The sequence below is a fragment of the Kitasatospora sp. NPDC048722 genome (assembly GCF_040650235.1).
GTDB lineage: Bacteria > Actinomycetota > Actinomycetes > Streptomycetales > Streptomycetaceae > Kitasatospora.
On sequence record NZ_JBEZGX010000006.1, the window covers coordinates 24,777 to 44,886 of the forward strand.

A 20,110-nucleotide genomic window follows, 5' to 3' on the forward strand; every position below is an offset into this window, starting at 1 on the left:
CGGTACGGTGGACCCATGGCTGACCCGAGCACCTACCGCCCGGCCCCGGGCGCGATTCCGACCTCACCGGGCGTCTACAGGTTCCGCGACGCCCACGGCCGGGTCATCTACGTCGGCAAGGCCAAGAGCCTGCGCCCGCGCCTGTCGTCCTACTTCCAGGACCTCGCCGGGCTGCACCCGCGCACCGCGACCATGGTCACCACCGCGGCGTCGGTCGAGTGGACGGTGGTGGCCACCGAGGTCGAGGCGCTGCAGCTGGAGTACTCCTGGATCAAGGAGTTCGACCCGCGGTTCAACGTCAAGTACCGCGACGACAAGAGCTATCCCGAGCTCGCCGTCACGCTCAACGAGGAGTACCCGCGCGTCCAGGTGATGCGCGGCGCGCACAAGAAGGGCGTGCGCTACTTCGGCCCGTACGGGCACGCGTGGGCGATCCGCGAGACGGTCGACCTGCTGCTGCGCGTCTTCCCCGTCCGCACCTGCTCCAACGGCGTGTTCAAGCGCGCGCAGCAGGTCGGTCGGCCCTGCCTGCTGGGCTACATCGGCAAGTGCGCCGCGCCCTGCGTCGGCAAGGTCACCGCCGACGAACACCGGGCGCTGGCCGAGGACTTCTGCGACTTCATGGCCGGGCGCACCGGCAACTACCTGCGCCGCCTGGAGGACCGGATGCAGGAGGCCGCGGCGGAGATGGAGTACGAGAAGGCGGCCCGCCTGCGGGACGACATCGGCGCCCTCAAGCGCGCGATGGAGAAGAACGCCATCGTGCTCGCCGACGCCACCGACGCCGACCTCCTGGCCCTGGCCGAGGACGAGCTGGAGGCCGCCGTCCAGATCTTCCACGTGCGCGGCGGCCGGGTCCGCGGCCAGCGCGGCTGGGTCACCGACAAGGTCGAGGACGTCGACACCGCGGGCCTGGTCGAGCACGCCCTCCAGCAGCTCTACGGCGGCGCCACTGCCGACGAACGCAGCGAGAGCGTCCCGCGCGAGGTGCTCGTCCCGGCCCTGCCCGAGCCGGACGGGCCGGTCCGGGAGTGGCTGAGCGGTCTGCGCGGCAGCCAGGTCGACCTGCGCGTCCCGCAGCGCGGCGACAAGAAGGACCTGATGGCCACCGTGCAGCGCAACGCCCAGCAGGCGCTGGCCCTGCACAAGACCAAGCGCGCCTCCGACCTCACCACCCGCAGCCGCGCCCTCCAGGAGATCGCCGAGGCGCTGGAGCTGGACTCCGTCCCGCTGCGCATCGAGTGCTTCGACATCTCCCACCTCCAGGGCGAGGACGTGGTCGCGTCGATGGTCGTCTTCGAGGACGGCCTGGCCCGCAAGAGCGAGTACCGGCGCTTCCAGATCAAGGGCTTCGCGGGCCAGGACGACGTCCGCTCGATGCACGAGGTGATCAGCCGGCGCTTCCGCCGCTACCTCCAGGAGCGCGAGCAGACCGGCGAGTGGGCCGTCGTCGAGTCCGAGGACGACCAGCCCGAGGACGGTCCGCGCACCGAGGACGGCCGCCCCAAGCGCTTCGCCTACCCGCCGCAGCTGCTCGTCGTCGACGGCGGCCGGCCGCAGGTCGCCGCCGCCAAGCGGGCCCTGGACGAGCTCGGCATCGACGACGTCGCCCTGTGCGGCCTCGCCAAGCGGCTGGAGGAGGTCTGGCTGCCGGGTGAGGACGACCCCGTCGTCCTGCCGCGCAGCAGCGAGGGCCTCTACCTGCTCCAGCGCGTCCGCGACGAGGCCCACCGCTTCGCGATCGGCTACCAGCGCACCAAGCGTTCCAAGCGACTCACCGCCGGGGAACTGGACTCCGTCCCGGGCCTCGGCGAGACTCGCCGCCAGGCGCTGCTCAAGCACTTCGGCTCGCTGAAGAGGCTCCGGGCCGCCACCGTCGACGAACTCTGCGCCGTACCCGGCATCGGACGCCGTACGGCGGAGACTGTTGCGGCGGCGTTGTCCTCCCGTACACCCGCCGCACCCGCGGTCAACACCGCGACCGGCGAGATCATCGAGGACGGGGCCGACCAGGCCACCGCGCCGGTGGCCGCAGCACCCACGACCGCACCATCCCAGGAGACGCCATGACGGCCGACGCCGCCCGTCAGCCGGCGCGCCCGGCCGCCGACCGCCCCGGCGGACCGGCGCCGTACGGCCGCGCCATGCGCGTGCTCCCCAGCAGAAAGACCGAGAGCGGGGAACCGAAGTGACCGTGTCAGACGTGGCCGAGAACGTCCCGGAGCTGGTGATCATCTCCGGCATGTCCGGAGCCGGCCGCTCCACCGCGGCCAAGTGCCTGGAGGACCTCGGCTGGTTCGTGGTGGACAACCTGCCACCGGCCCTCATCCCGACCATGGTCGACCTCGGGGCCCGCTCCCAGGGCAACGTCGCCAGGATCGGCGCCGTCGTGGACGTCCGCGGCCGCCAGTTCTTCGACGACCTGCTCACCTCGCTCGACGAGCTGGAGAAGCGCGGAGTCCGGCTCCAGGTCGTCTTCCTGGACTCCTCCGACGAGGCCCTGGTCCGCCGATTCGAGAGCGTGCGCCGCCCGCACCCGCTCCAGGCCGACGGCCGGATCGTCGACGGCATCGCCCTGGAGCGCGACCTGCTGCGCGAGCTGCGCGGCGAGGCCGACCTGGTGATCGACACCTCCAACCTCAACGTGCACCAGCTGCGCGCCAAGCTCGACGCCCAGTTCGCCGACCACGACGAGCCCGAGCTGCGCGCCACCGTGATGTCCTTCGGCTTCAAGTACGGCCTGCCGGTCGACGCCGACCTCGTGGTGGACTGCCGCTTCCTGCCCAACCCGCACTGGGTCCCCGAGCTGCGGGCCCGCACCGGCACCGACTCCGACGTCGCCGACTACGTGTTCCGGCAGCCCGGCGCCAACGAGTTCCTCAACGGCTACGCCGAGCTGCTGCGCATCGTCACGGAGGGCTACCGCCGGGAGGGGAAGCGCTACATGACGCTTGCCGTAGGCTGCACCGGTGGCAAGCACCGCAGCGTCGCGATGTCCGAGCGCCTGACCAAGCGCCTCATCGCCGACGGCGTCGAAACGGTGCTGGTCCACCGAGACATGGGACGGGAGTAACCGCCGCCTCCTCGCCGGGCCGCCGGCCGGGCGGCCGCGGGCGAAGAGGAACGCGAGGTGGGTGTGACGGGATACGTGCCCGGACGGCAGCCGCACCACAAGAACGGCGACCGGACCGGGGTCCCGGCGAGGACCCCGGCTCCCAGCAAGCCGCGCAGCAGCCCCGCCCGGGCCAACCCGGCCCCCCGGATCACCGCCCTCGGCGGCGGCCAGGGCCTGTCCGCGTCGCTGTCGGCCCTGCGCCGGCTCACCAGCGACCTGACCGCCGTGGTCACCGTCGCCGACGACGGCGGCTCCAGCGGGCGGCTGCGCACCGAGCTGGGCGTGCTGCCCCCGGGCGACCTGCGCAAGGCCCTGGCGGCGCTGTGCGGGGACGACGACTGGGGCCGCACCTGGTCCGAGGTGATCCAGCAGCGCTTCACCGGCAGCGGCGACCTCGGCGGCCACGCCGTGGGCAACCTGCTGATCGTCGCGCTGTGGGAGAAGCTCGGCGACCCGGTCGCCGCGCTGGACTGGGTCGGCCGGCTGCTGAACGTCCAGGGCCGGGTGCTGCCGATGTCGGCGGTGCCGCTGGACATCGAGGCCACCGTCCGCGGCCACGACCCGGCCCACCCGGGCGCGGTCACGGCCGTTCGCGGCCAGGCCAGCGTCGCGGTCACGCCGGGCACCGTGCAGTCGATCCGGCTCCTGCCGGAGGAGCCGCCGGCCGTCCCGGAGGCCGTCGCTGCCGTGCGCGAGGCGGACTGGGTGGTGCTCGGCCCGGGTTCCTGGTTCACCAGCGTCCTGCCGCACCTGCTGGTGCCGGACCTCGCCAAGGCCCTGGTCGAGACCCGCGCCCGCCGCCTGCTCACGCTCAACCTGGCCCCCCAGCCCGGCGAGACCGAGGGCTTCACGCCGCAGCGCCACCTGGAGGTCATCGCCGACCACGCCCCGGGGCTCGCCGTGGATGCGATCCTGGTGGACGAGCGGGCCGTCACCGGGGGCGCTTTCGGCCAGGCCGACCTGGACGGCCTGGAGAAGGCCGCCGAGCGGATGGGCGCGGCCCTGGTGCTCGGCCGGGTGGCCCGCACCGACGGCACCCCGCGACACGACCCGGAGCTGTTGGCGGCAGCGTACGACCGGATTTTCCGGACACATGGAAGGATCGGGCCATGGCGATGACTCCAGCGGTGAAGGACGAGATCAGCCGGCTCCCGGTCACCCGGGCCTGCTGCCGCAAGGCGGAGGTGTCGGCGATCCTGCGGTTCGCAGGCGGGCTGCACATCGTGAGCGGCCGGATCGTGATCGAGGCCGAGCTCGACACGGGGGCGGCCGCGCGGCGCCTGCGCAAGGACCTGCTGGAGATCTTCGGGCACTCCTCCGACCTCGTCGTGATGGCCCCCGGCGGGCTGCGCCGCGGCAGCCGGTTCGTCGTGCGCGTGGTCAAGGACGGCGAGCTGCTCGCGCGCCAGACCGGCCTCGTCGACGGTCGCGGGCGCCCCATCCGGGGCCTGCCCCCGGCGGTCGTCTCCGGGGCGACCTGCGACGCCGAGGCGGCCTGGCGCGGGGCCTTCCTCGCGCACGGGTCCCTCACCGAGCCCGGCCGCTCGTCCTCGCTGGAGATCACCTGCCCCGGCTCCGAGGCGGCCCTCGCCCTCGTCGGCGCCGCCCGCCGGCTCGGCATCCCCGCCAAGGCCCGCGAGGTCCGCGGGGTGGACCGGGTCGTCATCCGGGACGGTGACGCGATCGGCGCGCTGCTGACGCGCCTGGGCGCGCACGAGTCGGTGCTCGCCTGGGAGGAGCGCCGGATGCGGCGCGAGGTCCGGGCCACCGCCAACCGCCTCGCCAACTTCGACGACGCCAACCTGCGCCGCTCGGCCCGCGCCGCGGTCGCGGCCGGCGCCCGGGTGGCCCGCGCGCTGGAGATCCTCGGCGACGAGGTGCCCGAGCACCTGGCCGCGGCCGGCCAGCTGCGGATGCAGCACAAGCAGGCCTCGCTGGAGGAGCTCGGCGCGCTCGCCGACCCGCCGCTGACCAAGGACGCGGTGGCCGGCCGGATCCGCCGCCTGCTGGCGATGGCCGACAAGCGGGCGTCCGAGCTCGGCCTGCCGAGCACCGAGGCGAACCTCACCGACGAGATGGCGCTCAACTGACGATCTGACGATCACGGTTCGTGACCGATTCGCGGCCGGTGTCCGGATTCCGGGCACCGGCCGCCGTCGTGTCCGGACGGGTTCGCGCGCGTCCGTGCCGTCCGGCCCCGCTTGGCAAATTGGTAGAGACCACTCGATCGGGGCCAACTGCCCTCCGGGTCAAGGACGGAAGGCCTGAAATGGGGTTTGGGCCGCGCCACGCCAAGTCTCGCCAATTGGTGCGATGTGCCCTCCCAGGCCCCGGAGGGGTAGGGTCATAGGCGGTCGGGGACTTCCCAAATCTCACCCCCGTCGGCTTAGCTCCGGCGTACCTAACGAGGAGATCGGTTCGTGACGATCCGGGTAGGCATCAACGGATTCGGCCGCATCGGCCGCAACTTCTTCCGCGCGGTCAAGGCCCAGGGCGCGGACATCGAGATCGTCGGTGTCAACGACCTGACTGACACGAAGACCCTGGCTCACCTGCTCAAGTACGACACCACCCTGGGCACCTTCCAGGGCGAGGTCTCGCACACCGAGGACAGCATCACCGTCGACGGCCACACCTTCAAGGTGACGGCCGAGCGCGACCCGGCGAACCTGCCGTGGGCCGCCCTGGGCGCCGACATCGTCGTCGAGTCCACCGGCATCTTCACCAAGGCCGAGGCCGCGAAGAAGCACCTCGCCGCCGGCGCCAAGAAGGTCATCATCTCGGCGCCCGCCACCGACGAGGACGTCACCATCGTGATGGGCGTCAACGACGACAAGTACGACGCCGCGAGCCACGACATCATCTCCAACGCCTCGTGCACCACCAACTGCGTGGCGCCGATGGCCAAGGTGCTGAACGAGAGCTTCGGCATCGTCAAGGGTCTGATGACCACCGTCCACGCGTTCACCAACGACCAGGTGACCCTGGACTTCCCGCACAAGGACCTGCGCCGTGCTCGTGCGGCCTCGCAGAACATCATCCCGACCTCGACCGGTGCGGCCAAGGCGACCGCCCTGGTCCTGCCGGAGCTCAAGGGCAAGCTGGACGGCACCTCGCTGCGCGTCCCGGTCCCGACCGGCTCCATCACGGACCTGGTCGTCACCCTGGAGCGCGAGGTGACCAAGGACGAGGTCAACGCCGCCTTCCAGAAGGCCTCGCAGGAGGGTCCGCTCGCGGGCATCCTGACCTACACCGAGGACCCGATCGTCTCCTCGGACATCGTCAACGACCCGGCCTCCTGCATCTTCGACTCCCAGCTGACCATGGTCCAGGGCAACCAGGTCAAGGTGCTCGGCTGGTACGACAACGAGTGGGGCTACTCGAACCGCCTCGTCAACCTGACCACCCTCGTCGGTGGCCAGCTCTGACGCAGTGGGAGCTGACGTGATGTGAGGGCGAGGGCCCGGACGGCGCACGATGCCGACCGGGCCCTCGTTCTGCGTACAAGAACCTTCCGGGCGGCCCCTGCGCCGTGCCGCCCACCTGCGCATCCCCCCATCTCCCCAGGAGACCGAAGAACCCGTGAAGACCATCGAAGACCTCGACGTCACCGGCAAGCGCGTCTTCGTCCGCGCCGACCTGAACGTGCCGCTGGACGGCGCCACGATCACCGACGACGGCCGCATCCGCGCCGTCGCCCCGACCATCGCCAAGCTCCTGGAGCGCGGTGCGAAGGTCGTCGTCGCCTCCCACCTCGGCCGTCCGAAGGGCGAGCCGGAGGCGAAGTTCTCCCTCGCCCCGGTGGCCGAGCGCCTCGGCGAGATCCTCGGCAAGGACGTCGCCTTCGCCACCGACACGGTGGGCGAGAGCGCCGCGGCCGCCGTCGCCGGCCTGGCCGACGGTCAGGTCGCGCTGCTGGAGAACCTGCGCTTCAACGCCGGCGAGACCAGCAAGGACGACGCCGAGCGCAAGGCCTTCGCCGAGCAGCTGGCCGCCCTGGCCGACCTGTACGTCGGCGACGGCTTCGGCGCGGTGCACCGCAAGCACGCCTCGGTGTTCGACCTCCCGGCCCTGCTGCCGCACGCCGCCGGCGACCTGATCGCCACCGAGGTCGGCGTGCTGAAGAAGCTCACCGACGAGGTCGCGCGGCCGTACGTCGTCGTGCTCGGCGGCGCCAAGGTGTCCGACAAGCTCGGCGTGATCGACAACCTGCTGAAGAAGGCCGACCGCATCCTGATCGGCGGCGGCATGGCGTACACCTTCCTCGCGGCCCAGGGCCACGAGGTCGGCATCTCGCTGCTCCAGGAGGACCAGAAGGGCCGCTGCCTGGAGTACCTGGCCGAGGCCGAGAAGCGGGGCGTCGAGTTCGTCCTGCCGGTCGACGTCCTGGTGTCGGCCGAGTTCCCGGACCTCAAGGGCAAGACCCCGGCGACCTTCGACCTCGTCTCCTCGGACGCCATCCCGGCCGACAAGGAGGGCCTGGACATCGGCCCGAAGACCCGCGAGCTGTACGCGGAGAAGCTGGCCGACGCCGGGACGGTGTTCTGGAACGGCCCGATGGGCGTCTTCGAGCACCCCGACTACGCCAACGGCACCAAGGCCGTCGCGCAGGCACTGCTCGACAGCCCCGGCTTCACCGTGGTCGGCGGCGGCGACTCCGCCGCGGCCGTCCGCATCCTGGGCTTCGACGAGAACGCCTTTGGACACATCTCGACCGGCGGTGGCGCGAGCCTGGAGTACCTGGAGGGCAAGCAGCTCCCGGGTCTCACCGCCCTGGAAGGCTGAACGCAATGACCGAACGTCTCCCGCTCATGGCGGGCAACTGGAAGATGAACCTCAACCACCTTGAGGCCATCCAGCACACCCAGAAGCTCGCCTTCACCCTGAACGACAAGGACTACGCGGCCGTCGAGGTCGCCGTCCTGACCCCGTTCACCGACCTGCGCTCGGTGCAGACGCTGGTCGAGACGGACAAGCTGAAGATCAAGTACGGCTCGCAGGACATCTCGGAGCACGACTCCGGCGCCTACACCGGCGAGGTCTCCGGCCCGATGCTGGCCAAGCTCCGCTGCACCTACGCGGTGATCGGCCACTCGGAGCGCCGCCAGTACCACGCCGAGACCGACGAGATCGTCAACGCCAAGGTCAAGGCCGCCTACCGGGCCGGGATCACCCCGATCCTGTGCATCGGCGAGCCGCTGGAGGTCCGCAAGGCCGGTACCCACGTCGAGCACACGCTGGCCCAGCTGGACGGCGGCCTCAAGGACGTCCCGGCCGAGCAGGCCGAGACCGTCGTGATCGCGTACGAGCCGGTCTGGGCGATCGGCACCGGCGAGGTGGCCACCCCGGAGGACGCGCAGGAGGTCTGCGCCGCCATCCGCAAGCGGATCGCCGAGCTGTACGACGGTGCGCTGGCCGACAAGGTCCGTGTGCTGTACGGCGGTTCGGTCAAGTCGTCGAGCGCGGCCGGCCTGATGGCCAAGCCCGACATCGACGGCGGCCTGATCGGCGGTGCTTCCCTGGACGCCGCGGAGTTCGCCAAGATCGTGCGCTACCGTGACCAGGCAGTAGGCTAACGCCGCCGCAGCAACGTAGGCTTTGGGGCCGGACCGCCGGACGCGGCCCGGCCCCTTCGCCGAAGATACGAGAGAGTTGGTCCCGTCGTGGTTCTCGGGTTCTCGATTGCCCTGATCATCTTCAGCCTGCTGATGATCCTGCTCGTGCTGCTGCACAAGGGGAAGGGCGGCGGTCTGTCCGACATGTTCGGCGGTGGCGCGATGTCCACCGGCGGCGGCTCCGCGGTGGCCGAGCGCAACCTCGACCGCATCACGATCGTGGTCGGCCTGGGCTGGTTCGCCTGCATCATCGTGCTGAGCCTGCTGCTCAAGTACAAGGGCTAGGACCGGCCGCACACCTCTGCTGGTACCGGAGCCCGCACAAGCCTGACGCCCCGTCGCCCGAGCGCCTATCCTGGGACGGTCGGGGGCGGAGGCGATGGTGGCGCACCCTTAACTCCTGCTTACACTAGGACGACTTTCGCCACCGACGCGCACCGCGGCGGGTCGGCGTACCAGCACGCAGGGAGTCAGACCGTGGCAAGTGGCAACGCCATCCGTGGCAGCAGGGTCGGAGCCGGCCCGATGGGCGAGGCGGAGCGCGGCGAGTCCGCCCCGCGCAACCGGATCTCCTTCTGGTGTGCCAACAAGCACGAGACCCGTCCCAGCTTCGCCGCCGAGGCCGTCATCCCGGACACCTGGGACTGCCCGCGCTGCGGCTTCCCGGCCGGACAGGACGAGCACAACCCGCCCGCCCCCTCGCGCAACGAGCCGTACAAGACCCACCTCGCCTACGTCCGCGAGCGGCGCACCGACGCCGACGGCGAGGCGATCCTCGCCGAGGCGCTGGCCAAGCTGCGCGGCGAGATCTGAGCCGGAAGACCGAAGGGCGCCACCGTCAACGACGATGGCGCCCTTCGGCGTTGAGTGGCTACGCCGAGGCCGGCGGGTACAGCTGCGGCGGGATCCGCTCGGCGGCGGCCCGGTCCAGCAGCCACAGCGTGCGGCCGCGGCCGTACGCGCCGGAGGCGGGCGCCTGGATCTCGCCGGGGCCGGACAGGGCCAGCGCGACCGCGCCCGCCTTGTCCTCGCCGGCGGCCAGCAGCCAGACCTCGCGGGCCGCCCGGATCGCCGGGAGGGTGAGCGAGATCCGGGTCGGCGGGGGCTTGGGGGCCCCGCGCACGCCGACCACCGTCAGCTCGGTCTCCCGCACGCCCGGGTGCTCCGGGAACAGCGACGCGACGTGGGTGTCCGGGCCGACGCCCAGCAGCAGCACGTCGAAGGCCGGCACGCCGGTCCGGTCGCCCGGTCCGGCCGCCTTCGCCAGCTCCTGCGCGTAGCGGGCGGCGGCGGCCTCGACGTCCGAGCCGTCCACGCCGTCCGAGGCGGGCATCTCGTGCACCCGCGCCGGGTCGAGCGGGACGGCGTCGAGCAGCTCGGCGCGGGCCTGGACGGCGTTGCGGTCCGGGTTCGCGGCGGGCACGAAGCGCTCGTCGCCCCACCAGAGGTCCAGCCGCGCCCAGTCGACGGCGTCGCGCGCCGGGGAGGCGGCGATCGCGGCCAGCAGGGCGTTGCCGTTGCGGCCGCCGGTGAGCACCACCGAGGCGGTGCCGCGGGCGGCCTGGGCGTCCACGATCCGGGTGATGAGCCGGGCCGCGGCCGCCTGGGCCATCAGCTCCTTGTCGCGGTGGACGACGAGCTGCGGGGTGGCGTTGGTCATGCGCTGTCCCCGGCGGCCTGCTCGTCGGCCTTCTCCGCGGCCTTCCTGGCGGCCTTCTTCGCCGCGGGCTTCTTCTCGGCGGCGGCCGTCACCCGGTCGGGGTTGGCCACCGGCACGTCGGAGACCGCCTGGGCGACCCGCCCGGCGGCCACCGTCTCGGCGTTGGAGGGCTCGTGGAGGCGGTCCACGGGCGTGCGCACGGCCGTCGAGTAGATGTCGTCCGGGTCGAGCCGGCGCAGCTCCTCGGCGATCAGCTCCGAGGTCTCGCGGCGCTTGAGCGCCACCTGGCGGTCCGGCGAGCCGGGCATCGACAGGGTGCCCATCAGGCCGTCCGGGCGGTCCAGGGTGATGTCCCCGTCCTTGGTGCGCAGGTGCACCGCGGTGATGCCGGGGCCGCCGGTGACGACGCGCTCGACCGGGACGTGCAGGCGGTTGTGCAGCCACAGGCCGAGCAGCTCGACGCTGGGGTTGTACGACTCGCCCTCCACCACGGCGGAGACGATCTGCGACGGGCGCTGGTCGAGCGCCGCGGCGAGCATCGAGCGCCAGCCGGTGATCCGGGTCCAGGCCAGGTCGGTGTCGCCCGGGGTGTAGCTCTGGGCCCGCTGGGCGAGCTGGCCGACCGGGGACTCGGCGGTGACCGCGTCGGTGATCCGGCGCTGGGCGATCGAGCCGAGCGGGTCCTGCGCCGGGTGGAGCGGCGCGTTGTCCGGCCACCAGACGACGACCGGGGCGTCCGGCAGCAGCAGCGGCAGGACGACGGACTGGGCGTGCGCGGCGAGTTCGCCGTGCATGCGCAGGATGACCGTCTCGCCGGAGCCGGCGTCCGAGCCGACCAGGATCTCGGCGTCCAGGCGGGTCTCGGCGCGGGCCCGGGGCGAGCGCCCGGCGCGCTTGATCACCGCGAGGGTGCGCGAGGGGTGCTCGCGGGAGGCGTCGTTGGCGGCCTTGAGGGCGTCGTAGGCGCTGCCCTCGTCGGTCACGATCACCAGGGTGAGCACCATGCCGGCGGCGGTGCTGCCACCGACCCGGCGCGCCTCCATGAGCGCGGCGTTGATCTTGCTCGACGTCGTGTTGGTGAGGTCGATCTTCATGGCCGGCGCCAGCTCCTGCCGTCTCGTGCGAGCATCTCGTCCGCCTCGACGGGGCCCCAGGTCCCCGCCGCGTACTGGGCGGGCTTGCCGTGGGTGTCCCAGTACCTCTCGATCGGGTCGAGGATCTGCCAGGAGAGCTCGACCTCCTGGTGGCGCGGGAACAGGTTGGCGTCGCCGAGCAGCACGTCGAGGATGAGCCGCTCGTAGGCCTCGGGGCTGGACTCGGTGAAGGACTCGCCGTAGGCGAAGTCCATCGTGACGTCGCGGACCTCGAAGGAGGTGCCCGGCACCTTGGAGCCGAAGCGCACCGTCACGCCCTCGTCCGGCTGGACCCGGATGACCAGGGCGTTCTGCCCGAGCTCCTCGGTCGCGTAGGAGTCGAACGGCAGGTACGGGGCGCGCTGGAAGACGACCGCGATCTCGGTGACGCGGCGGCCGAGGCGCTTGCCGGTGCGCAGGTAGAACGGGACGCCCGCCCAGCGGCGGTTGTTGATCTCCAGCTTGATGGCCGCGTAGGTGTCGGTCTTGGAGTCCGGGTCGATGCCGTCCTCGTCGAGGTACCCGACGACCTCCTCGCCGCCCTGCCAGCCGGCCGCGTACTGGCCGCGCACGGTGTGCCGGCCGAGGTCGGCCGGGAGCTTGACGGCGCTGAGCACCTTCAGCTTCTCGGCGACCAGCGCCTTGGGGTGGAAGGAGGCGGGCTCCTCGATGGCGGTGAGCGCCATCAGCTGGAGCAGGTGGTTCTGGATGACGTCGCGGGCGGAGCCGATGCCGTCGTAGTAGCCGGCGCGGCCGCCGATGCCGATGTCCTCGGCCATCGTGATCTGCACGTGGTCGACGTAGGACCGGTTCCAGATCGGCTCGAACATCTGGTTCGCGAAGCGCAGCGCCAGGATGTTCTGGACCGTCTCCTTGCCCAGGTAGTGGTCGATCCGGAAGACCTCGTCGCGCGGGAAGACCTCGTGGACGACCTTGTTGAGCTCCTGCGCGCTCTCCAGGTCGTGGCCGAAGGGCTTCTCGATGACGGCGCGGCGCCAGGAGCCCTGCGGGGGGTCGGCCAGGCCGTGCTTCTTGAGCTGCTGGACGACGGTCGGGAAGAACTTCGGCGGGACGGACAGGTAGAAGGCGAAGTTGCCGCCGGTGCCCTGGGCCTTGTCGAGCTCCTCGATGGTCTGGCGGAGCTTGTCGAAGGCGTCGTCGTCGTCGAAGGTGCCCTGGACGAAGCGCATGCCCTTGGCGAGCTGCTGCCAGACCTCCTCCCGGAACGGGGTCCGGGCGTGGTCCTTGACCGCGTCGTGGACCTCCTTGGCGAAGTCCTCGTCCTCCCACTCGCGGCGGGCGAAGCCGACGAGCGAGAAGCCCGGCGGCAGCAGTCCGCGGTTGGCGAGGTCGTAGATCGCCGGCATCAGCTTCTTGCGGGACAGGTCGCCGGTGACCCCGAAGATGACCAGGCCCGACGGCCCCGCGATGCGCGGGAGCCGTCGGTCTGCGGGGTCACGAAGCGGGTTGACGGGGGTGGCCGGGAGATCGTCCGCGTCCGACACCGGTGTCAACTCGGGGAAATCAGTGCTCACTTGATGGGCTCCGCTTTCGTGCGCTGGCTGTGAGCAGGGGTCACTTCTCGTCGGCGAAGGACGCGAGCGAGGCGGTGACGGTGTCGAGCAGCTCGGACCAGGACTGCTCGAACTTCTCGACGCCCTCGTCCTCCAGCACCTGGACCACGTCGTCGTAGTCCACGCCGGCGGCCGCGATGGCGTCCAGGACGGCCTTGGCGTCGGCGTAGTTGGGGACGATGGTGTTGCCGGTGACCACGCCGTGGTCGGCGGTGGCGTCCAGGGTGGCCTCGGGCATCGTGTTCACGGTGCCGGGGGCGACCAGCTCGGTGACGTACAGGGTGTCCGGCAGGGCCGGGTCCTTGACACCGGTGGAGGCCCAGAGCGGGCGCTGCGGCTTGGCGCCGGCGGCCTCCAGGGCCTTCCAGCGGGCGCTGCCGGCGGTCTTGCCGTCGACGCTGCCGAAGACGTCCTCGTACGCCTGGTAGGCGAGGCGGGCGTTGGCCAGGGCGGCCTTGGAGCGCAGGTTCCTGGCGTCGCCGCCGATCTTGTCCAGGCGCTTGTCGATCTCGGTGTCCACGCGCGAGACGAAGAAGGAGGCGACGGACTCGATCTGGGAGAGGTCCAGGCCCTTGGCCTTGGCGGCCTCCAGACCGGTCAGGTAGGCGTCCATGACGGCCTTGTAGCGGTCCAGCGAGAAGATCAGCGTGACGTTGACGCTGATGCCCTTGCCGATGACCTCGGCGATGGCGGGCAGACCGGCCTTGGTGGCGGGGATCTTGATGAAGACGTTCGGGCGGTCGACCAGCCACCACAGCTGCTTGGCCTCGGCGACGGTCGGGGCGGTCTCGTGCGCCAGGCGCGGGTCGACCTCGATGGAGACGCGGCCGTCGCGGCCGTTGGAGGCGTCGTAGACCGGGCGCAGCACGTCGGCGGCGTCGCGCACGTCCGAGGTGGTGATCATGCGGATCGCCTCGTCGGTGGTGACCTTGCGGACGGCGAGGTCGCGCAGCTGGCCGTCGTAGGAGCTGTCGCCGCTGCCGGCGATGGCCTTCTGGAAGATGGTCGGGTTGGTGGTGACGCCCACCACGTGCTTGTTCTGCACCAGCTCGGCCAGGTTGCCGGAGTTCAGCCGCTTGCGGCTGAGGTCGTCCAGCCAGATCGCCACGCCTTCGTCGCTGAGGCGCTTGAGTGCGTCGGTCATGGTGCTCAGTCCTTCTTCTTCTGTCTTCGTGGGGTCGTCAGAGGGGCCGCGTACCCGCGTGCGGGCGGGTACGCGGCCCGAGGGGCTAGCGGTTGACGGCTTCGAGGGAGCGCAGGGCGTTGTGGGCCTCGGCCACCACGCGCTCGGCGGTCAGGCCGAACTCCTCGAACAGCACCTGGTAGTCCGCGGAGGCGCCGAAGTGCTCCAGCGAAACGATCCGGCCGTGGTCGCCGACCAGCTCGCGCCAGCCCTGGGCGATGCCGGCCTCGACCGAGACGCGGGCCTTGACCGACGGCGGCAGCACGCTGTCGCGGTAGGCCTGGTCCTGCTCCTGGAACCACTCGAAGGACGGCAGCGAGACGACGCGGGTGGCGATGCCCTCGGCCTCCAGGACCTCGCGGGCCTTGACGGCCAGCTGGACCTCGGAGCCGGTGCCCAGGAGGATCACCTGCGGGTCGCCGTTGCCGGCCTCGGCCAGGACGTAGCCGCCCTTCGCGGTGCCCTCGGCGGAGCCGAAGACCTCGCGGTCGAAGGTCGGGACGTTCTGGCGGGTGAGCGCCAGGCCGACCGGGCCGGGGTGGCTGGTCTGCCGCTCGATGACGGTGCGCCAGGCGACGGCGGTCTCGTTGGCGTCGGCCGGGCGGACCATGGACAGGCCCGGGATGGCGCGCAGCGAGGCCAGGTGCTCGACCGGCTGGTGGGTCGGGCCGTCCTCGCCGAGGCCGATGGAGTCGTGCGTCCAGACGTAGGTGACCGGCAGCTTCATGAGCGCGGCCAGGCGGACGGCCGGGCGCATGTAGTCCGCGAAGACCAGGAAGGTGCCGCCATACACACGGGTCCTGCCGTGCAGGGCGATGCCGTTCATGGTCGAGCCCATGGCGTGCTCGCGGATGCCGAAGTGGATCGTCCGGCCGTACGGGCTCGCCGACTTCAGCGGGTTGCCCTCGGGGAGGAAGGAGCTCTCCTCGTCGATGGTGGTGAGGTTGGACTCCGCGAGGTCGGCCGAGCCGCCCCACAGCTCCGGGATCACCGCGCCGATCGCCTTGAGGGTCTCGCCGGAGGCCTTGCGGGTGGCGACGTCCTTTCCGGCCGGGAAGGACGGGACGGTCTTCTTCCAGCCCTCGGGCAGCTCGCCGGCCTGGATGCGGTCGAACTCGCGGGCCCGGTGCGGGTTGGCGGCGCGCCAGGCCTCGAAGGAGCCCTGCCACTCGTCGCGGGCGGCCTTGCCGCGCTTGATCACCAGGCGGGCGTGCTCGATGACCTTGTCGGAGACCTCGAAGGTCTTCTCCGGGTCGAAGCCCAGGACCTTCTTGGTGGCGGCGATCTCGGCGGCGCCGAGGGCGGAGCCGTGGGCCTTGGCGGTGTTCTGGGCGTCCGGGGCCGGCCAGGCGATGATCGTGCGCATAGCGATCATCGACGGGCGGGCGGTCTCGGCCTTGGCGGCGGCCAGCGCGTCGGCCAGGGCGGCGACGTCGATGTCACCGTTCGCCTTCGGGGCGACCCGCTGGACGTGCCAGCCGTACGCCTCGTAGCGCTTGAGGACGTCCTCGGAGAAGGCCGTCTCGGTGTCGCCCTCGATCGAGATGTGGTTGTCGTCGTACAGGGCGACGAGGTTGCCCAGCTGCTGGTGGCCGGCCAGCGAGGAGGCCTCGGCGGAGATGCCCTCCTCCAGGTCGCCGTCGGAGACGATGGCCCAGATCGTGTGGTCGAACGGGGACTCGCCGGCCGGGGCGTCCGGGTCGAAGAGGCCGCGCTCGTAGCGGGCGGCCATCGCCATGCCGACCGCGTTGGCGATGCCCTGGCCGAGCGGACCGGTCGTGGTCTCGACGCCGGCGGTGTGGCCGTGCTCGGGGTGACCGGGGGTGCGGCTGCCCGCGACGCGGAAGGCCTTGAGGTCGTCCAGCTCCAGACCGTAGCCCGAGAGGTAGAGCTGGGTGTAGAGGGTCAGGCTGGTGTGCCCGGGGGAGAGGACGAATCGGTCGCGGCCCACCCAGGAGGGGTCGGTGGGGTCGTGCCGCAGGAAACGCTGGAAGATCAGGTAGGCCGCCGGGGCCAGCGACATGGCCGTCCCGGGGTGTCCGTTGCCGACCTTCTGGACGGCGTCCATGGCCAGGACCCGGGCCGTGTCAACCGTGCGCTCATCCAGTTCGGACCACTCGAATGTGTTCGTCGGCGTCGTGCTCACCCTGTCTCAGGGCTCCTTCCGTTGTGAAGAGTGACCCCGTGAAGGGGACCCGGTCGGCCACGGCGCTGTGGTCCCGACGCTGGTGGTGCCGGTCACGGAGGGTAGATCCCGCTTCTGTGTGCGAGCCTACCGTCCGGCCCGGGGCTCACCCTGCGTGCTGGGACAACCGGAATTCGGGTATGGCGATTCCCACGATGCCGCTCTGGGGCGTTTTGTCCCAGGCTCTCCTGTTTTGACGTGCCCTGCCCCTCCGATGAGCAGGACGGGGGAGGCGGGGCCGACTGGTCGTAGTTCGTGGGTTCACCCAGGGGTGTGCGTTCCGCCCCGCCGGGGGACCCCGGAGCCGGTGGGGAGATATGGAGCGTCTAAGGTGGCGTGGTACGCGCAGAGCGGACGATTCGGGACCTTCGTTTCCTTCGACGCCTGCGAGGATTCATCTTCAGTTGGGGTGTTAGTGACCGCCGTCGAAACCCGTCCCGCCGGGGTCACCGGGGCGACTCCTGCGCACCGGCCCATCGGGGCCCGTGTCGGCGCGTTCGTCGCACTGACCAAGCCGAGGATCATCGAACTGCTGCTGATGAGCACGGTTCCGGTGATGTTCCTGGCCCAGCAGGGCGTCCCGAACATGCTGCTGGTGCTGAAGGTCGTGGTCGGCGGCTACCTCTCGGCGGGCGGCGCCAACGCCCTCAACATGTACATCGACCGCGACATCGACGCGGTGATGTCGCGCACCGAGCGGCGCCCGATCGTCACCGGCATGGTGTCGCCGCGCGAGGCGCTGGTGTTCGGCATCGTCCTCGCGGTCGTCTCGACGCTGCTGCTCGGTTTCGGCGTCAACTGGCTGTCCTCCGGACTCGCGCTCGGCGCCCTGCTGTTCTACGTCTTCGTCTACACGCTGGGTCTCAAGCGGCGCACCTCGCAGAACATCGTCTGGGGCGGCATCGCGGGCTGCATGCCGGTGCTCGTCGGCTGGTCCTCCGTCACCAACTCCCTGTCCTGGGCGGCGGTCGTCCTCTTCCTGGTGGTGTTCTTCTGGACGCCGCCGCACACCTGGGTGCTGTCGATGAAGGTGCGCGACGACTACCTGCGCGCCGGCGTGCCGATGCTGCCGGTGATCAAGGGCAACGTGGCGGTGGGCAAGCAGGTCGTCGTGTACTCCTGGGTCATGGTGGCCGTCTCGCTGGCGCTGTGGCCGCTGGGGCACATGAGCTGGCTGTACCCGGTCGCCGCGGTGGTGCTCGGCGCGGCCTGGCTGCGCGAGGCGCACGCGCTGTACGCGCGGGCCAAGGCCGGGGTCGTCGGCGCGAAGCTCAAGGAGATGCGGCTGTTCCACTGGTCGATCACCTACCTGTCGCTGCTGTTCGTGGTCTGCGCGATCGACCCGTTCGTGAAGTAGCCGCCGCCGTGCGGAAGAAGAGCCCCGGTCCGGGTGGACCGGGGCTCTTCCGCGTTCATCGTGTCGGGAGTTCGGACGGGCCGACGTGGCCGTCCAGCCAGTCCCTGAGCGGCTGGGAGGCGCGCAGGAAGGCGGCGATCCGGGCCTGCGCGGTGCGGGTGCCCAGCCACTGCGCGGGCGGCCACTCCTGCCAGGCCACGAGGCCCTTGTGGCGCAGCAGCTCGATCCTGGGGTGGTCCCTGGGGTAGCCGCGCGGCGCGGACTTCAGGCTGTCGCGGCCGAAGACCCGCGGGCCGTCCTTCTCCACCCGGGCGATCACGCGCTCCAGTTCGGCCCCGGAGACGTCCTCGGCGACGGCCGCGCGGTAGCGCTCCAGCTGGTCCGCGGCGAGCCGGTACATGCCGTTGCCGCAGGCCAGGCCGTCGGCGGAGAGCTGGACGTAGCCGCCCGCCTCCAGGTGGGCGCCGATGTGCGTCTTGTACGGGGACTTGTCGGCGCTGAAGCGGACGTCGCGGTTGGGGCGGAAGATCTTCCCCGGCCCGAACTCCGGCTCCAGCTCGGCCAGCAGTTCCTCCATGGGCGCGCGCACGGCCTCGTCGTAGCGGTCCTTGTGGGCCTGCCAGAAGGTCTTCGAGTTGTCGGCCTCCAGGTGCTCGTAGAATTCGAGCGCCTCGGCCGGCCAGCCGGAGAAGGTCACGTCTCCAGTATGTGGCCCGGTGCACAGGGTGCTCCCGTCGCCAGCGCCGCTACCGGTGGGTAGCATGCGGGCATGAGCGCAGAGACCTCTCCCGCCGCGTCGGACGCCCGCACCGAGCGCCGCGCCAAGCGCATCGCCAAGAACCTGACCAGCTTCGCCGCGCAGCACGGCGGCAGCGCCGACGCGGTCGTCGAGTACGTCGGCGCCGTGGCCACCCGCATCGTCGTGGTCGGCGCGGACGGTGCCTGGGGCGACCAGGTGGCCCCGAGCTACGCGGTCGGCCGCCGGGCCGCCGAGCTGGCCGGGCTGACCCTGCACGACGACTTCGAGGGCGAGCTGGCCCTCAAGGTGAAGACGGGTCCGTACGAGTGGAAGCGGATGGCCGGCATCCAGCTCGGCGGCTGACCGCCAGGCCCCCGTACGGCGACGGCCCGGTTCCCCGACGAGGGGGACCGGGCCGTCGTGCGTGCCCGGCGGGGTCAGACCGAGGCGGTCCGCGGGGTCTGCGCGGGCAGTTGCTCGGGGGCTTCCTCGACCCCGCGGGTGCGCAGGGCGACGGGGATGCGCAGGGCGGCGATCCAGGTCAGCGTGGCCAGGAACATGTGCAGGCCGACCATCAGCTCGGGGGCGTCGGTGAAGTACTGGACGAAGCCGAGCACGCCCTGGAGCAGGAGTACGGCGAGGAGTTCCTTGGCCCGGGCGCGGGCGGGCTGCGGGGCCTTCACGGCGGTGAAGACGAAGATCACCGCGATGGCCAGGCCGACCGAGACGAAGGCGAAGTCGGCGTGGAACTGCGCGAGGCGGTCGTAGTCGATCGGGATGCGCGGCACGATCTTGTTGTCCTGGGGCGTGCCCGGGTGGTGGCCGGCGCCGGTGACCAGGGTGCCGGCGGCGACCAGCAGGCCGATCACGGTGACCAGGACGTAGGAGAGCCGGTGGATCGGGCGGGCCACGGACGGCTCGGCCGGGCCGTCGCCCTCCTTGCTGCGCTCCCACATCAGCAGCGCGACCCAGACCAGGGCCATCGCGGCGATCATGTGCAGCGCCACGGTGTACGGGTTGAGGCCGGTCAGCACGGTGATGCCGCCGAGGACGGCGTTGCTCATCACCAGCCAGAACTGCGCCCAGCCCAGCCTGGTCAGGCTGCGGCGCCAGGGGCGGTGGCAGCGCGCGGCCAGGATCGCCCAGCCGACCGCGGCGCTCAGCACGTAGGTGAGCATCCGGTTGGTGAACTCGACGATGCCGTGGAAGCCCATCTCGGCGGTGGGCGTCAGGCTCTCGTCGGTGCAGCGGGGCCAGGTGGTACAGCCGAGGCCGGAGGCGGTGAGCCGGACGGCGCCGCCGGTGACGACGATCACCACGCTCATCACCAGCGCGGCGAACGCGGCGCGCCGGACCATCGCGGCGGACGGCTGCCAGCGGTCGGCGAGCAGGGAGAAGGGGTTCAGCACGCGGTCAATCGTAGGCGGCCTTACAGGTGATCTTGGGGTGGGGCGCGGGTAGGGGCCGGGGAGCGCAAAAACGGACCTTCCGGTCAACGCGGTCAGTGGTCTTGACCATTCACCCGTCGGGCGGAAAGAGTGCGGATTGG

At 71.5% G+C, this 20,110-nt stretch carries 19 protein-coding genes; 12 read left to right on the top strand and 7 right to left on the bottom strand.

From position 1 onward, the window contains the following. Positions 1-15: 15 nt before the first annotated feature. The 10 genes from uvrC (at position 16) to AB0C76_RS06970 (ending at position 9,543) form a co-directional block, all read left to right on the top strand. Positions 16-2,070, top strand: coding sequence for an excinuclease ABC subunit UvrC (gene uvrC, locus AB0C76_RS06925; RefSeq protein ID WP_359960802.1), 2,055 nt, complete (start codon positions 16-18; stop codon positions 2,068-2,070). Next, a complete protein-coding gene (locus tag AB0C76_RS06930) occupies positions 2,067-2,192 on the top strand; it encodes a hypothetical protein (RefSeq protein ID WP_359960805.1) in 126 nt (41 codons plus the stop codon). The genes uvrC and AB0C76_RS06930 overlap by 4 nt, the downstream gene beginning before the upstream one ends. Next, positions 2,189-3,073, top strand: coding sequence for an RNase adapter RapZ (rapZ, locus tag AB0C76_RS06935; protein WP_359960808.1), 885 nt, complete (start codon positions 2,189-2,191; stop codon positions 3,071-3,073). Before AB0C76_RS06930 ends, rapZ begins: the two co-directional genes overlap by 4 nt. 189 nt (positions 3,074-3,262) lie before the next feature. Then, positions 3,263-4,234 carry a uridine diphosphate-N-acetylglucosamine-binding protein YvcK gene (gene yvcK / locus AB0C76_RS06940; protein ID WP_359961180.1) on the top strand — a complete coding sequence of 324 codons (972 nt, stop codon included), beginning with the start codon at positions 3,263-3,265 and terminating at the stop codon, positions 4,232-4,234. Continuing rightward, complete coding sequence (gene whiA, locus AB0C76_RS06945) at positions 4,225-5,205, top strand: DNA-binding protein WhiA (protein WP_218199523.1); 981 nt, start codon at positions 4,225-4,227, stop codon at positions 5,203-5,205. The genes yvcK and whiA overlap by 10 nt, the downstream gene beginning before the upstream one ends. A gap of 330 nt (positions 5,206-5,535) precedes the next feature. Beyond that, entirely contained in the window at positions 5,536-6,543 is a 1,008-nt protein-coding gene (gap, locus tag AB0C76_RS06950) for a type I glyceraldehyde-3-phosphate dehydrogenase (protein ID WP_359960811.1), read from the top strand. Positions 6,544-6,697: 154 nt separating this feature from the next. After that, positions 6,698-7,900 (top strand): phosphoglycerate kinase, encoded by a 1,203-nt coding sequence (locus AB0C76_RS06955; protein ID WP_359960814.1) that lies wholly within the window; start codon positions 6,698-6,700, stop codon positions 7,898-7,900. Positions 7,901-7,905: 5 nt separating this feature from the next. Further along, positions 7,906-8,691: a triose-phosphate isomerase gene (gene tpiA / locus AB0C76_RS06960; RefSeq protein ID WP_359960816.1), complete on the top strand. Its 786-nt coding sequence runs from the start codon at positions 7,906-7,908 to the stop codon at positions 8,689-8,691. Positions 8,692-8,778: 87 nt separating this feature from the next. Beyond that, complete coding sequence (gene secG, locus AB0C76_RS06965; RefSeq protein WP_359960819.1) at positions 8,779-9,015, top strand: preprotein translocase subunit SecG; 237 nt, start codon at positions 8,779-8,781, stop codon at positions 9,013-9,015. Positions 9,016-9,207: 192 nt separating this feature from the next. Next, the gene (locus AB0C76_RS06970; protein WP_035841977.1) at positions 9,208-9,543 is read left to right on the top strand and encodes an RNA polymerase-binding protein RbpA; all 336 of its coding nucleotides are present in this window, start codon (positions 9,208-9,210) and stop codon (positions 9,541-9,543) included. A 58-nt stretch (positions 9,544-9,601) separates the two neighbouring features. Here the strand turns inward: AB0C76_RS06970 and pgl are convergent, their stop codons facing one another. The 5 genes from pgl to tkt all read right to left on the bottom strand — a co-directional run bounded on the left by pgl (position 9,602) and on the right by tkt (position 16,426). Next, positions 9,602-10,390: a 6-phosphogluconolactonase gene (gene pgl, locus AB0C76_RS06975; protein WP_359960822.1), complete on the bottom strand. Its 789-nt coding sequence runs from the start codon at positions 10,388-10,390 to the stop codon at positions 9,602-9,604. Beyond that, the gene (opcA, locus tag AB0C76_RS06980) at positions 10,387-11,484 is read right to left on the bottom strand and encodes a glucose-6-phosphate dehydrogenase assembly protein OpcA (protein ID WP_359960824.1); all 1,098 of its coding nucleotides are present in this window, start codon (positions 11,482-11,484) and stop codon (positions 10,387-10,389) included. Before opcA ends, pgl begins: the two co-directional genes overlap by 4 nt. Further along, entirely contained in the window at positions 11,481-13,028 is a 1,548-nt protein-coding gene (gene zwf / locus AB0C76_RS06985) for a glucose-6-phosphate dehydrogenase (protein ID WP_359961183.1), read from the bottom strand. The genes opcA and zwf overlap by 4 nt, the downstream gene beginning before the upstream one ends. Before the next feature lie 70 nt (positions 13,029-13,098). Beyond that, positions 13,099-14,241, bottom strand: a complete 1,143-nt coding sequence (gene tal / locus AB0C76_RS06990) for a transaldolase (protein ID WP_359960827.1) — start codon at positions 14,239-14,241, stop codon at positions 13,099-13,101. Positions 14,242-14,326: 85 nt separating this feature from the next. Further along, entirely contained in the window at positions 14,327-16,426 is a 2,100-nt protein-coding gene (gene tkt, locus AB0C76_RS06995; protein WP_359960834.1) for a transketolase, read from the bottom strand. Between the two features lie 448 nt (positions 16,427-16,874). Between tkt and AB0C76_RS07000 the strand changes: the two genes are divergently transcribed. Next, positions 16,875-17,822: a heme o synthase gene (locus AB0C76_RS07000; RefSeq protein ID WP_359960837.1), complete on the top strand. Its 948-nt coding sequence runs from the start codon at positions 16,875-16,877 to the stop codon at positions 17,820-17,822. A 55-nt stretch (positions 17,823-17,877) separates the two neighbouring features. On the opposite strand, the gene AB0C76_RS07005 is transcribed toward AB0C76_RS07000, so the two are convergent. After that, entirely contained in the window at positions 17,878-18,519 is a 642-nt protein-coding gene (locus AB0C76_RS07005; RefSeq protein ID WP_359960840.1) for a DUF2461 domain-containing protein, read from the bottom strand. 72 nt (positions 18,520-18,591) lie between these two features. Here AB0C76_RS07005 and AB0C76_RS07010 point away from each other — a divergent pair, with 72 nt between their 5' ends. Further along, complete coding sequence (locus tag AB0C76_RS07010; RefSeq protein WP_359960842.1) at positions 18,592-18,924, top strand: hypothetical protein; 333 nt, start codon at positions 18,592-18,594, stop codon at positions 18,922-18,924. 74 nt (positions 18,925-18,998) lie between these two features. Here AB0C76_RS07010 and AB0C76_RS07015 read toward each other — a convergent pair whose 3' ends face one another. Beyond that, the gene (locus AB0C76_RS07015; RefSeq protein WP_359961186.1) at positions 18,999-19,919 is read right to left on the bottom strand and encodes a COX15/CtaA family protein; all 921 of its coding nucleotides are present in this window, start codon (positions 19,917-19,919) and stop codon (positions 18,999-19,001) included. Between the last annotated feature and the right edge of the window lie 191 nt (positions 19,920-20,110).